This window comes from Kocuria sp. CPCC 205261, assembly GCF_040981025.1.
Classification (GTDB): domain Bacteria; phylum Actinomycetota; class Actinomycetes; order Actinomycetales; family Micrococcaceae; genus Kocuria; species Kocuria marina.
Genome location: NZ_JAVKPU010000003.1, coordinates 61,694 through 74,907, shown reverse-complemented (window position 1 = coordinate 74,907; position 13,214 = coordinate 61,694). Strand labels below are relative to the sequence as shown.

Annotated in this window: 12 protein-coding genes; 9 read left to right on the top strand and 3 right to left on the bottom strand. The window is 68.7% G+C overall.

What is annotated here, in order from left to right; genetic code table 11:
• Window positions 1-2: 2 nt before the first annotated feature.
• The 9 genes from RF646_RS04690 to secG all read left to right on the top strand — a co-directional run bounded on the left by RF646_RS04690 (window position 3) and on the right by secG (window position 9,647).
• The gene (locus RF646_RS04690; RefSeq protein WP_368835336.1) at window positions 3-692 is read left to right on the top strand and encodes a lysophospholipid acyltransferase family protein; all 690 of its coding nucleotides are present in this window, start codon (window positions 3-5) and stop codon (window positions 690-692) included.
• Window positions 685-2,748, top strand: coding sequence for an excinuclease ABC subunit UvrC (uvrC, locus tag RF646_RS04685; RefSeq protein WP_368835335.1), 2,064 nt, complete (start codon window positions 685-687; stop codon window positions 2,746-2,748). Before RF646_RS04690 ends, uvrC begins: the two co-directional genes overlap by 8 nt.
• Window positions 2,749-2,806: 58 nt before the next feature.
• Window positions 2,807-3,724, top strand: coding sequence for an RNase adapter RapZ (gene rapZ, locus RF646_RS04680; RefSeq protein WP_162228980.1), 918 nt, complete (start codon window positions 2,807-2,809; stop codon window positions 3,722-3,724).
• A gap of 27 nt (window positions 3,725-3,751) precedes the next feature.
• Window positions 3,752-4,825, top strand: coding sequence for a uridine diphosphate-N-acetylglucosamine-binding protein YvcK (gene yvcK / locus RF646_RS04675; RefSeq protein ID WP_094067113.1), 1,074 nt, complete (start codon window positions 3,752-3,754; stop codon window positions 4,823-4,825).
• Between the two features lie 51 nt (window positions 4,826-4,876).
• The gene (gene whiA, locus RF646_RS04670) at window positions 4,877-5,866 is read left to right on the top strand and encodes a DNA-binding protein WhiA (protein WP_035962064.1); all 990 of its coding nucleotides are present in this window, start codon (window positions 4,877-4,879) and stop codon (window positions 5,864-5,866) included.
• A gap of 237 nt (window positions 5,867-6,103) precedes the next feature.
• Window positions 6,104-7,111 (top strand): type I glyceraldehyde-3-phosphate dehydrogenase, encoded by a 1,008-nt coding sequence (gap, locus tag RF646_RS04665; RefSeq protein ID WP_035962062.1) that lies wholly within the window; start codon window positions 6,104-6,106, stop codon window positions 7,109-7,111.
• A gap of 85 nt (window positions 7,112-7,196) precedes the next feature.
• On the top strand, window positions 7,197-8,420 hold the full coding sequence (gene pgk, locus RF646_RS04660) for a phosphoglycerate kinase (protein WP_206051972.1): 1,224 nt from the start codon (window positions 7,197-7,199) through the stop codon (window positions 8,418-8,420).
• Window positions 8,421-8,516: 96 nt separating this feature from the next.
• Window positions 8,517-9,335, top strand: a complete 819-nt coding sequence (gene tpiA, locus RF646_RS04655; RefSeq protein WP_035962058.1) for a triose-phosphate isomerase — start codon at window positions 8,517-8,519, stop codon at window positions 9,333-9,335.
• Window positions 9,336-9,392: 57 nt separating this feature from the next.
• Window positions 9,393-9,647, top strand: coding sequence for a preprotein translocase subunit SecG (gene secG, locus RF646_RS04650; protein ID WP_035962057.1), 255 nt, complete (start codon window positions 9,393-9,395; stop codon window positions 9,645-9,647).
• Window positions 9,648-9,840: 193 nt separating this feature from the next.
• Here secG and pgl read toward each other — a convergent pair whose 3' ends face one another.
• Genes pgl through zwf form a run of 3 tightly spaced genes read right to left on the bottom strand, consistent with a single transcriptional unit; the run spans window position 9,841 to window position 13,197 of the window.
• Window positions 9,841-10,647, bottom strand: a complete 807-nt coding sequence (gene pgl / locus RF646_RS04645; protein ID WP_144996623.1) for a 6-phosphogluconolactonase — start codon at window positions 10,645-10,647, stop codon at window positions 9,841-9,843.
• Window positions 10,640-11,662 carry a glucose-6-phosphate dehydrogenase assembly protein OpcA gene (locus tag RF646_RS04640; RefSeq protein WP_368835334.1) on the bottom strand — a complete coding sequence of 341 codons (1,023 nt, stop codon included), beginning with the start codon at window positions 11,660-11,662 and terminating at the stop codon, window positions 10,640-10,642. The genes pgl and RF646_RS04640 overlap by 8 nt, the downstream gene beginning before the upstream one ends.
• The gene (gene zwf, locus RF646_RS04635; RefSeq protein WP_064845169.1) at window positions 11,659-13,197 is read right to left on the bottom strand and encodes a glucose-6-phosphate dehydrogenase; all 1,539 of its coding nucleotides are present in this window, start codon (window positions 13,195-13,197) and stop codon (window positions 11,659-11,661) included. Before zwf ends, RF646_RS04640 begins: the two co-directional genes overlap by 4 nt.
• Window positions 13,198-13,214 lie beyond the last annotated feature (17 nt).

Sequence of the window (13,214 nt, the reverse complement as noted above, 5' to 3'; positions counted from 1 at the left end):
CAGTGATCACGAAATACGACCTGACCAAGGCCTCGGTGGCGCGCGCCCTGAGGCTGCTGTGTCGTCCCGTGATCACGGGTCTGGAGAACCTCCCGCAGGACGGCCCCGTGATCATCGCGTCCAACCACCTGTCCTTCCTGGACTCGGTCATCATCTCCGCGTTCATGCCCCGCCGGGTCAAGTTCATCGCCAAGGCGGAGTACGTCAACAGCCCCGGGATCAAGGGCAAGCTCATGCGCGAGGCCTTCGAGTTCATCGACATCATCCCCGTGACCCGCGGTCAGCAGAGCGAGTCCGTGGCGGCCCTGGATCCCGCCGTGGAACACCTCAAGCAGGGCAACGTGTTCGGGATCTACCCGGAGGGCACGCGCTCCCGGGACGGTTACCTGTACCGCGGGCACTCCGGCGTGGCCTACCTGGCCTACGTCACGGGCGCCCCGGTGGTGCCCGTGGGGCTGATCGGCACCCAGCGGTTGCAACCGCCCGGGGCTACCATGATCCGCCCCGCCAAGTTCGAGATGCACGTGGGGGAGCCCATCCCCACACCGGAGTCCCACGGGCACCAGACGGGCAAGCTGCGCAAGATTTACGTGGAGCAGATCATGACCACGATCGCGGCACTGTCCGGGCAACCGCGCAAGGACGTGTACAACGTGTCCCCGTCCGTGCAGAGGGACGCCGGGCGTGGCTGACCCGGCGAGCTACAGACCGGCCCGACAGGACATCCCCACCAATCCGGGGGTCTACCGGTTCCGGGACGAACACGGCCGTGTGATCTACGTGGGCAAGGCCAAGAACCTGCGCAACCGGCTCTCGTCCTACTTCGCGCCCCTGCACCAGCTCGCGCCCAAGACCCGCACCATGGTCACCACGGCCGCGGCGGTGCAGTGGACCGTGGTGGGCTCGGAGTTCGAGTCCCTGCAGCTCGAGTACACGTGGATCAAAGAGTTCGCGCCCCGGTTCAACATCGCCTACCGGGACGACAAGTCCTATCCGTACCTGGCGGTCACGATGTCCGAGGACGTCCCGCGGGCCATGGTCACACGCGGGGAGAAGAAACCGGGCAACCGCTACTTCGGCCCCTATTCCCAAGCGTGGGCCATCCGGGACACCCTGGACGCCCTGTTGCGGGTCTTCCCCGTGCGCACGTGCACCAAGGGTGTGTTCCAGCGCGCCGAGCGCAGTGGCCGACCGTGCCTGCTGGGTTACATCGACAAGTGCTCGGCGCCGTGCGTGGGGGAGATCTCCCGCGAGGACCACCGCCGGCTCGCCGACGACCTGTGCCGCTTCATGGCCGGACACGCCAAGCCGTACATCCGGGAGCTCACGCGGCAAATGAACGAGGCCGCCGAGCGTATGGACTTCGAGACCGCTGCGGCACGCCGCGACGACGTCGGCGCGCTCGAGCGGGCTTTCGAGCGCAACACGGTGGTGCTCGCGGACACCACGGACGCGGACTTCTTCGCGATCGCCGAGGACGAGCTCGAGGCCGCGGTCCAGGTGTTCTACGTGCGTGGTGGCCGGATCCGGGGTCAGCGCGGGTGGATCACCGAGAAGGTCGAGGACGTCACGACCGCCCAGCTCATGACCCACCTGTTGCAACAGGTCTACGGCGAGGCGCAATCGGAACTGGCCCCCGCGCCGTCGGCCCGCAGGAAACAGACCGCAGGCGGGAGCACGGACGTGGTCGCCAAGCACCGCCGCACGTCCGAGCTCGCGTACCGTCAGGACACGATCCCGCGCACGGTGTACGTGTCCGCGGAACCGGACGAGGCGGACGAGCTGCGCAACTGGCTCAGTGAGCTGCGCGGTTCCCAGGTGGCCATCCAACGGCCCCAGCGCGGTGACAAGGCGCAGCTGCTCGAGACCGTCGCGGAGAATGCGCGCCAGGCGCTGGCCCTGCACAAGTCCCGCCGCGCGGGGGACCTGACCATGCGCTCGGCGTCCCTGCAGCAGTTGCAGGAGGCCCTGGACCTCCCGGACGCCCTCATGCGCATCGAGTGCTACGACATCTCCCACGTCCAGGGCACCAACGTGGTCGCGTCCATGGTCGTGTTCGAGGACGGTCTGCCGCGCAAGTCGGAGTACCGCAAGTTCTCGATCACTGGCGACGCCGCACGGGACGACACCGCGTCCATGTACGACGTCATCCACCGCCGGTTCTCCCGCCACCTCGAACAGCAGCGCCGCGCCGCGGAGAAGGGCGTGCACAGCGGGGAGGTGGCCCCGGACGCCGACGACGCGCCCGCGCGCGCCTTCGCGTATCCCCCCAATCTCGTGATCGTGGACGGCGGCCCGCCCCAGGTCGCGGCGGCCCAGCGCGCCCTGGACGACCTCGGCGTGGACGATGTCCACGTGGTGGGTCTGGCCAAGCGGCTCGAGGAGGTGTGGGTGCCCGACGACGAGTTCCCGGTCATCCTGCCCCGCGCCTCGGAAGGGTTGTTCCTCATGCAGCGCGTGCGCGACGAGGCCCACCGTTTCGCGATCACGTTCCACCGGCAGAAGCGCTCCAAAGCCATGACGGTCTCCGCGCTCGACGACGTGCCTGGGCTGGGCCCGGCCAAGCAGAAGGCCCTGCTCAAGCACTTCGGCTCGGTCAAGAAATTGCGCGCCGCCACCGCGGAGGAGATCCTTGAGGTCAAGGGCTTCGGGCCCGCGTTGGCCACCAAGGTCGCGCAGGCCCTCGGGGGCGGCACCGAGGCCCGGGAGCCCGCTGTGGATACCGAGACGGGCGAACTGCTCGACTGAAACTGGTCTACCCTGGAAACGAACCCTGCAGTCGGAAGATCAGGCGGTCCGCGACCACATGAGCAGCCCACCCCCGGAAGCCACGCCCTCCACCCTGGAACCGGTGAAGCCCCCCACGGCGGAGTTGCTGATCGTGACCGGGATGTCCGGGGCGGGTCGCTCCACGGCGGCCAACGCGCTCGAGGACCTCGGGTGGTACGTCGTGGACAACCTGCCCCCGCAGATGCTCGGGACGCTGGCGGACCTCGTGTCGCGGACCCCGCAGACCCTGCCCAAGCTCGCCGTGGTGATCGACGTGCGTGGCAAGGCACTGTTCAACGACATGCGTGAGACCCTCGCCGCGCTCGAACGCTCGGGCGTGGAGTTCTCGGTGCTGTTCCTCGAGGCCTCGGACGAGGTGCTCGTCTCGCGCTACGAGCTCCAGCGCCGCCCCCACCCCCTGCAGGCGGGCGGCCGGATCCTGGACGGGATCCGCGCCGAGCGCGAGCTGTTGCGCGATCTGCGCGAGACCGCCGACTCCGTGCTGGACACCTCGTCCTTCAACGTGCACGCGCTGACCAAGGCCGTCGCGGACATGTTCTCCACAAGCGGTCCGGTGATGCTGCGGCTCACAGTCATGAGCTTCGGGTTCAAGTACGGCGTGCCCGCGGACGCGAACTTCCTCGCGGACGTACGTTTCATCCCCAATCCCCACTGGGTCCCCGCGTTGCGCCCGCGCACGGGCAAGGACCCCGAGGTACGGGACTACGTCTTCGGCCACCACGGCACGCCGACCTTCGTGGACCGCTTCGTGGCCATGCTCGAACCGGTGTTCGCCGGCTACCGCACCGAGAACAAGCACTACGCGAGCATCGCCATCGGGTGCACGGGAGGCAAGCACCGTTCCGTGGCGATCACCGAGGAGGTCGCGCGGCGGCTCAGCAAGTCCCCCCGCGTGACCGTCAACATCCAGCACCGGGACCTGGGCCGCGAGTAGTCCCGCCCCCCAGAAATTACGGATTCCATGACTAACTTTCCTACGACGGGTGCGTTGCCCCGGTTGCCGCTGAGCAGCCGACGCGACGTGGACCCCTACCACTCGTTGGACGCCTCCGCGCGCGCGTCCCTGACGGATGCCGATTCCGTGGTCGCCCTGGGTGGCGGTCACGGGTTGTCCGCGAGCCTGTCCGCCCTGCGTCTGTTAGCGCCGGCCCTCACGGCCGTGGTCACGGTCGCGGACGACGGCGGATCGTCCGGTCGACTGCGCAACGACCTGGGCGTCCTGCCGCCCGGCGATCTGCGGATGGCGCTGGCGGCGCTGTGCGACGACTCCCAATGGGGTCGCACGTGGAGCGACGTGATGCAGCACCGGTTCAGCATCAAGACCCACCCGGACGAGGGTCTGGACAACCACGCCCTGGGGAACCTGCTGATCGTGACGTTGTGGGAGCTGCTCGGCGACCCCGTGGAGGGACTGCGCTGGGCCGGTGCGCTGCTGGGTGCGCGCGGCCAGGTGCTGCCCATGAGTTGCCTCCCGCTCGTGATCGAGGGGGATGTCTCGCCCGGGAGCAATCCCACGCAGGAGTGCCCCCCGGAGAAGATTACGCGCACCGTCACGGGCCAGTCACGGCTCGCCAAGGAGGCGGACGTGTGCAACGTGCGCCTGTCCCCGGCGGATGCCCCCGCGTGCCCGGAGGCCGTCACCGCGATCGAGGAGGCCGCGTGGGTCGTGCTCGGTCCCGGGTCATGGCACACCTCCGTACTGCCGCACCTGTTGCTGTCCGAACTGCGGGACGCGATCTGCCGGTCCCCGGCCAAGCGTCTCGTCACGCTGAACCTCTCCCGGGATTCCGAGACCCTCAGCATGGGATCGGGGGACCAGCTGCGCGTGCTCAAGCGCTACGCCCCGGACCTGCGTCTCGACGTGGTGCTCGCGGACCCGTCCGCCGCGGAGTCCCCCAAGGACGTCGAGGCGGCGGCCGCCCAGCTCGGCGCCGTCGTGCACTGGGACTCGCTGCGGGACACGAGCGGCAGTTCGGTGCACAACCCCTTCAAACTGGCCGCGGCCTATCAACAGATCATGAACGCGCAGCGCTGAGCGGGAGCCCCCGCCGCGCAGCACACGTACTCGGCAAGGAGATCGACAACCATGGCATTGACCGCTTCGGTCAAGGAAGAACTCTCGCACCTGCAGGTGCGCAAGTCCGCGGTGCGCGCGGCGGAGCTCTCGGCGCTGTTGCGCTTCGCGGGCGGGCTGCACATCGTGGGCGGGCGGATCGTGGTGCAAGCGGAGCTGGACACCGAATCGGTCGCGCGCCGCGCGGCACGCGCCGTGGGGGAGGTCTTCGGCCACGAGTGCGAGCTCGGGGTGATCAGCGGCGGTGGTCTGCGCCGGGACCGTACGTGGGTCGTGCGGGTTGCCCGCGACGGTGAGGCGCTGGCCCGGCGCACAGGGTTGCTGGACGCCCACGGTCGTCCCGTGCGCGGTCTGCCGCCCACCGTAGTCAACGGCAGCGTCGAGGAGTCCGCCGCCGTGATCCGAGGTGCCTTCCTGGCCCACGGTTCGCTCACCGAACCGGGGCGGGCCGCGGCGATGGAATTCACGTGCCCCGGTCCCGAGGCGGCGCTCGCGCTCGTGGGTTCCGCGCGTCGGCTGGACGTGCTCGCCAAGGCGCGGCAGGTGCGCGGGGCGGACCGCGTCGTCGTGCGCGACGGGGACACGATCGCCACGCTGCTCACGCGCCTGGGCGCGCACCGCGCGCTGCTGCAGTGGGAGGACCGCCGGATGCGCAAGGAGGTGCGCGCCACGGCCAACCGGCTCGCGAACTTCGACGACGCCAACCTGCGCCGCTCCGCGCAGGCCGCGGTCACAGCGGGGGCCAAGGTCGAGCGTGCCCTGGACCTGCTCGGGGACGACGCCCCGGAGCATCTGCGGGCCGCCGGCCGGCTCCGGGTCGCCAACAAGCAGGCGAGCCTGGACGAGCTGGGTCGGTTGTCGGACCCGCCCCTGACCAAGGACGCGATCGCCGGGCGGATCCGCCGACTGCTCGCCATGGCGGACCGCCGTGCCGAGGAACTGGGTGTGGCCACGACCGCCGAGTTCGCCGCGCACGCTGGGTCGGAACAGCGCCGCGCATAGTAGCGCCCGCAGGCAACACGCCGGTGCTGTGGGTTTGTGTGGGGTTTACGGGAGAGTCGCCTGAATCTGCGTCGAGCCCCTGTCGAACCGCGTCAATTCTCGGTAGAATAAAACCGGAAGACCCGGCGGGCCTCGGACAACGTCGAGAACAGAGTGTGGGATTTCTACCGTTTGGTTTGGATCCCACATCTCGACGGACCGGTACCCGCCAACCCCCGACAGACAGAGGAGATCGCAGTGACAGTCAAGGTTGGCATCAACGGTTTCGGACGGATCGGACGCTGCTTCGCGCGGGCCCTGTACAACGAGCACGGCCACGACATCGAGTTGGTCGCGGTGAACGACCTCACGGATCCGGAGACCTTGAAGCACCTGTTCGAGTTCGACTCCGTCATGGGCCGGCTCGGCGCGGACGTCACCCTGGACGGTGACATGATGACCGTGAACGGCCACCAGGTGAAGTTCCTGGCCGAGGCCGATCCCTCCAAGCTGCCCTGGGGCGAGCTCGGCGTGGACATTGTGATCGAGTCCACTGGCAGGTTTACGACCGGCCCCAAGATGCAGGCGCACCTGGACGCCGGTGCCAAGAAGGTCGTGCTCTCCGCACCGGGCAAGGAAGTGGACGGCACGTTCGTCTACGGCGTGAACCACGAATCCTACGACTCGGCCAGCATGAACCTGGTCTCCGCCGCGTCCTGCACCACCAACTGCCTCGCGCCGCTGGCCAAGGTCATCAACGACGAGTTCGGCATCGAGCGCGGTCTCATGACCACGATCCACGCCTACACGGGTGACCAGCGCCTGCACGACGCGCCGCACAAGGACCTGCGCCGCGCCCGCGCCGCCGCGCTGAGCATGATCCCCACGACCACCGGTGCCGCCGCCGCCGTGGGCCTCGTGCTGCCCGAGCTCAAGGGCAAGCTGGACGGCTTCGCCGTGCGCGTCCCGGTTCCCACCGGCTCGCTCGTGGACCTCACCGTGGACGTGGAGAAGGACGTCACGGTCGAGTCCGTGAACGCCGCGATCAAGCAGGCCGCCGAGGGCCCCTACAAGGGCATCATCGAGTACTCCGAGGAAGCGCTCGTCTCCAAGGACATCGAGGGCTACGACGTCTCCACCGTGTTCGACGCGCCCCTGACCAAGGTCATCGACAACCAGGTCAAGGTCATCGCGTGGTACGACAACGAGTGGGGCTACACCCTGCGTCTCGTGGACTTCGTCTCCCACGTAGCGGATAAGCTCTGAGTCAGACCGCTCAGTGGCGCCGGTGCCCGCGGGTACCGGCGCCATTGTCATCAGTACGGCATCACCACAGGAAGGGATGACGGATATGGCCAAGTCACTGGACGATCTCATGGCGGAGGGGGTCGCGGGTCGCCGCGTGCTCGTGCGCTCGGACCTCAACGTTCCACTTGACGGTTCCACCGTGACCGACGACGGTCGCGTGCGCGCGTCCTTACCGGTGCTCACCAAGCTCGCCGACGCCGGCGCACGCCTGATCGTCATGGCGCACCTCGGGCGCCCCAAGGGCACCGTGGACCCCAAGTACTCGATCGAGCCGGCCGCCGCGCGCCTGGCCGAGCTCGCGGACGCGGACGTCGTCGTCGCTTCGGACGTGGTGGGTCAGGACGCCCACGAGAAGGCCGAGGCCTTGCAGGACGGACAGATCCTCGTGCTCGAGAACGTGCGCTTCGACCCGCGCGAGACGTCCAAGGACGACGCCGAGCGGGAGGAGTTCGCGGCCGAGCTCGCGTCCCTGGCGGGGGAGAACGGTGCGTACGTGGATGACGCCTTCGGGGCCGTGCACCGCAAGCACGCCTCCGTGTACGACATCGCGCGCGCGCTGCCCGGTTACCTGGGTGACCTGGTCAAGACCGAGGTGGACGTCCTGCGCAAGGTTATCTCCGATCCCGAGCGCCCGTTCGTGGTGGTCATGGGTGGGTCCAAGGTCTCCGACAAGCTGGCCGTGATCGACAACCTGATCGGTAAGGCGGACTCGCTGCTCATCGGCGGCGGCATGGTCTTCACGTTCCTCGCGGCCCAGGGTCACGCGGTGGGTTCGTCCCTGCTCGAGAAGGACCAGATCGACACCGTCAAGGGTTACCTGGACCGCGCCGCCGAGGCGGGCACCGAGATCGTGCTGCCCGTGGACGTTGTGTACGCCTCCGAGTTCTCCAAGGACGCCGAGCACGAGGTCCGCCCGGTCTCGGACATCGAGGGTGGGAAGATCGGTGACTCCGGCCTGGGCCTGGACATCGGCCCCGAGTCCGCCGAACTGTTCGCGCGCACGATCGCCGAGGCGAAGACCGTGTTCTGGAACGGCCCCGTGGGCGTGTTCGAGATGCCGGCGTTCGCCAACGGCACCAAGACCGTGGCGCAGGCCCTCGTGGACTCCGACGCCATGAGCGTGATCGGCGGCGGCGACTCCGCCTCCGCCGTGCGCAACCTGGGATACCGGGACGACCAGTTCGGCCACATCTCCACGGGGGGTGGCGCGTCGCTCGAGTACATCGAGGGTAAGGAACTGCCGGGCCTCGTGGCGCTGGGCGCCTGAGCCGCCACACACCGTGATGCGTGGGGCCCGCCGCCGCGGACCCCACGTGCCCGCCCCCGTCCACAGCCACGCCGCACGACCGAAGGAGATCCAGCCATGACCACCCAGACCAACGGTGTCTTCGACCGCACGCCCCTGATCGCGGGCAACTGGAAGATGAACATGGACCACACGCAGGGCATCGCCCTGCTGCAGAAGCTCGCGTGGACGCTCAAGGACGCCAAGCACGACTTCTCCCGCGTGGAGGTCGCGGTGTTCCCCCCGTTCACCGGCCTGCGCTCCGTGCAGTCCCTCGTGGACGGCGACGGACTGCAGATCGCCTACGGCGCCCAGGACCTCTCCGACCAGGACTCCGGGGCATACACGGGAGACATCTCAGGCCAGTTCCTGGCCAAGCTTGGGTGCCGTTACGCGCTCGTGGGGCACTCCGAACGGCGGAGCATCCACGCCGAATCCGATGAGCAGTGCCGCGACAAGGTCCGCGCCGCGATCCGTCACGGCCTGACCCCCATGCTGTGCATCGGCGAGGGTCTCGAGCAGCGCCAGGCCGGTGAGCACGTGCAGTACACGCTCGAGCAGTTGCGCGGGAGCCTCGCGGAGCTCAACGCCGGCGAGCTCGAGGGCCTCGTGGTGGCCTACGAACCGGTGTGGGCCATCGGCACGGGGGAGGTGGCCGGACCCGAGGACGCCCAGGAGATGGCGCACGCGATCCGCGCGGAACTCGAATCGCTGTACGGCGAGGACTTCGCGAAGGCCACGCGGGTGCTCTACGGCGGTTCGGTGAAGTCCTCGAACGTCGCGAACATCCTCGGGGGAGCGGACGTGGACGGCGCCTTGGTGGGCGGTGCCAGTCTGGACGCGGAGGAATTTGCTAAGATTACCCGGTTCGAGCAGCACCTGGTCACCGACCAGTGATCCCCTCCGATCACTGACGGTTGACCCGCCCCCGAGATTCGTGAATCGAGGCTATTCGTGGAGATCCTCCAGATCGCCCTCCAGGTGATCATCGTGGTCACCGGCATCCTGTGCATCATGTTCGTCCTGCTCAACAAGGGCAAGGGCGGCGGTCTGTCGGACATGTTCGGTGGCGGGATGACCCAGTCGCTGAACACCTCCGGCGCCGCCCAGAAGAACGTGGTGCGGATCACCACCGTTCTGGCGATCGTGTGGGTCCTGGCCATCGTGAGCTACGGCCTGCTGATGCGCTTCAGCGGCCCGGGGGTCTGAGACCCGCCGCACGCCCACCGGCTAATCCGGTCGCCACGACTCGGCACAGCACAAGAACTCGGCACAGCAGAAGAACTCAGTAGAGCAGACGACGTCGGCCCGGACCGTGAAGGTCCGGGCCGACGTCGTCGTATCCGGGGTGCGGTGTCGTCCCGTACGTGCCGGGTGACGGGCCGGGCCCGGGATCATGGGCTCAGCCCGCGGTCCCGCCCGGGGCCGGGTCGGGGTCCTCGGGCATGCCCGGGAGGGCGTCCTCCGTGACGAGCCACAGGGTCTCCCGGGTCCCGCGTACCGCGCTGGCCGGGGCCTCGGTCGCGGTGATCTCCGGCCGTCGGATCGTGGCGAGGGCCCCGGCCTTCGCGGCACCGGCGACCAGCAACCAGACCCGCTGCGCGGAATTGATCGCTGGTAGGGACATGGTGACGCGGGTGGGCGGCGGTTTGGGGGAATCCTCGACCGCGAACACCGGGGCGTCCGTGCGCAAGACGTCCTCGCGGCCCGGGAACAGGGATGCCACGTGGGTGTCCGGGCCTAGGCTCAGCAGGGCCAGATCGAAGACCGGCAGGCCCGTGTCGGATCCCTCGTTCTCGGCCGCCGCGGCGAGTTCCTCGGCGTAGTCCTCGGCCGCGGCATCGGCCGACGCGATCTCGTCCGAGCCCGCCACGGGGTGCACGCGGTCCCACGTCAGCTCGTGGGTCTCGCCCCACGCGTCCGCGGCCTGGACACCGTTGCGTTCGCCGTCCGCACCGGGAAGGAACCGCTCGTCCGACCACCACACGTTCACGCGCGACCAGTCGATCACGGCGGCGTCCGGGTGGCCGGCCAGCTCACCGATCACGCGGGTCCCCATGCTCCCGCCGGTCAGTACGAGGGTGGCCTCCCCGCGTTCGTCCTGGGCGTGCTCGAGCACCTCGAGGACGCGCCGGGCGGTGTCCCAGGCAAGGCGTTCGTCACCCTCGTGCGGGACGAGTCGCGGTTCCGGGCGGGACGGCTCACTCATCGCCGGCTCCCTCGGCCGATGCGGAAGTTGAGGCATCGTGGCCCTGCACCGCGGTGTTCTCGGAAGGCTCCGCGGCCTCCTCACCGACGGTGCGGGTCGTGATCCGGGCACTCGCGAGCCCCGAGGTGATGACCTCGCCGTAGACCTCGTCCGCGTCCAACCGTCGCAGTTCCTCCGCGAGGCACGCGTTGAGATCCCGCACGGGCATGGCGATCTGCTGATCCGGCTGACCCGGCTGGGAGAGCACGGCCACGGTGCGGCCGGGGCGGTGCAGCTGCACCGATCCGTCGTCGGTGACCAGGCACACGCGGTCGAGACCCCGCCGGGTGTCGTCGGTGATGATGGTCGCCGGGGCATCGAGCTTGCTGGACAGCCACACCCCCAACAGCACCATGGACGGGGCCACCGTGGAACCCTCGAGCACGATCTCGCGCACCTTCACGGGCCCCACCTGGTCCAGGACCGCAGCGAGCTGGATGCGCCAGTTGGTGATCCGCGTCCAGGACAGGTCCGTGTCCCCGGGGCGGTACTGCTGGGACAGTTGTGCCAGGGACTCGAAGGAGGCGGGCGCACGCGAGGAGTCGGTGATCCTGCGGTGGGCGATGCACCCGATCGAGCTCGTGCTGGGATTCTCGGGGAAGTCGTGCGGCCACCACGCCACGATGGGTGCGTCCGGCAGCAACAGCGCGGAGACCAGGGTCTCAGTGGGTTCGGCGAGCTCGCCGTAGCCGTGCAGCAGGATCACCTCGGACGCGCCGGCGTCCCCGCCCACGCGTAATTGCGCGTCCAAGCGGGTCTCGTCGGTGCGGGAGTGCGCTACGTGCACGATGATCCGGCACGGGTGCTCGTGACTCGCGTAGTTCGCGGCCTCGACCGCGACCTCCGAGTGACCGGCCTGCGCCAGGACCACGAGCGTCAGCACGCGGCCCAGCGTCACCACGCCGTTCTCGTCCCGCAACTGATTGAGTTTCTTCTCAATCTTCGCCGCGGTGGTGTTCTCCATCTGAACGATCACGGTCGCCTCCAAACTCGCCCGTCACGGGCCATCAACTCGTGCGCCGAATCCGGTCCCCACGAACCCGGCGCGTACGGCTCGGGCATGACGCGCTGCTCGGCCCAGTGCTCCTCGAACGGGTCCAGGATCTTCCAGGACAGCTCCACCTCGGAGTGGTCCGGGAACAGCGGGGGCTCACCCAGCAGGACGTCGAAGATCAACCGCTCGTAGGCCTCGGGGCTCGACTCCGTGAACGCGTGGCCGTAACCGAAGTCCATGGTCACGTCCCGGATCTCGGACTGGGTGCCCGGGACCTTGGAGCCGAAGCGGATGGTCACGCCCTCGTCCGGTTGGATCCGGATCACGATCGCGTTCTGACCGAACTCGTCGTTGTCCATGTCCCGGAACAGCAGGTTGGGCGACTTCTTGAACGCCACCGCGATCTCGGTGACCCGCCGGCCCAGTCGCTTCCCCGCGCGCAGGTAGAACGGCACGCCCGCCCAGCGGCGGTTGTTGATGTCCACGCGCAGTGCGGCGAAGGTCTCCGTGCGGGAATCCGCGGGGATGTCCTTCTCCTCGTGGAAGCCCTTGACGTAGTCCCCGCCCTGCAGCCCGGACGTGTACTGGCCCAGCGCGGAATGCTTCCCGAGGTCCTCGGGCAGCACCACGGATTCGAGTACCTTGGCCTTCTCGCGGCGCAGGTTGTGCGCCGTGAAGGACGCGGGTTCCTCCATGGCGGTGAACGCGAGCAACTGCAGCAAGTGGTTCTGGATCACGTCCCGGGCCGCGCCCACGCCGTCGTAGTAGCCGGCGCGCGAACCGATCCCGATCTCCTCGGCCATGGTGATCTGCACGTGGTCCACGTAGCGGGCGTCCCACAAGGGCTCGAACATCTGGTTCGCGAAGCGCAGCGCCAGGATGTTCTGCACCGTCTCCTTGCCCAGGTAGTGGTCGATGCGGAACACGCTGTCCGCGCGGAACACGCGTTCCACGATCGCGTTGAGCTCCCGCGCGGATTCAAGGTCGTGCCCGAAGGGCTTCTCGATGACCACGCGTCGCCAGCCCGTGCTGTCCTCGCTGTCGGCGAGGTCGTGGTCCGCGAGCTGTTGGCACACCACCTCGAACGTCTTGGGCGGAATCGAGAGGTAGAACGCGTGGTTGCCGCGGGTGCCCCGGTCCCGGTCGAGCTCGTCGAGGGTCTGCGCGAGCCGGTGGTACGCGTCGTCGTCGTCGAACTCGCCGTGGACGAAACGCAGACCCGAGGCGAACTGGTTCCAGAGGTCCTCGTTGTAGGGCGTGCGCGCGTGCTCGGCGACGTGTTCCTTGACGTACTCGGCGAACTGGGCGTCGTCCCAGTCCCGCCGGCCGAACCCCACGAGGGAGAAGGCCGGCGGGAGCAGGCTACGGTTGGCCAGGTCGTACATGGCCGGCAGCAGCTTCTTCTTGGCGAGGTCACCCGTGACGCCGAACAACACGAGGGCCGACGGCGCGGCGACCCGGGTCAGGCGCCGGTCGCGGGGATCGCGTAGCGGGTTGCAGTTCTTGTTGTCAGGCACGCGTGTTCCTGTTCGTT

Excerpts from the sequence above, each read along its gene's own strand:
- rapZ (WP_162228980.1), top strand. The coding sequence starts at position 2,807 with ATGAGCAGCCCACCCCCGGAAGCCACGCCCTCCACCCTGGAACCGGTG.
- yvcK (WP_094067113.1), top strand. The coding sequence starts at position 3,752 with ATGACTAACTTTCCTACGACGGGTGCGTTGCCCCGGTTGCCGCTGAGC.
- whiA (WP_035962064.1), top strand. The coding sequence starts at position 4,877 with ATGGCATTGACCGCTTCGGTCAAGGAAGAACTCTCGCACCTGCAGGTG.
- pgk (WP_206051972.1), top strand. The coding sequence starts at position 7,197 with ATGGCCAAGTCACTGGACGATCTCATGGCGGAGGGGGTCGCGGGTCGC.
- tpiA (WP_035962058.1), top strand. The coding sequence starts at position 8,517 with ATGACCACCCAGACCAACGGTGTCTTCGACCGCACGCCCCTGATCGCG.
- pgl (WP_144996623.1), bottom strand. The coding sequence starts at position 10,647 with ATGAGTGAGCCGTCCCGCCCGGAACCGCGACTCGTCCCGCACGAGGGT.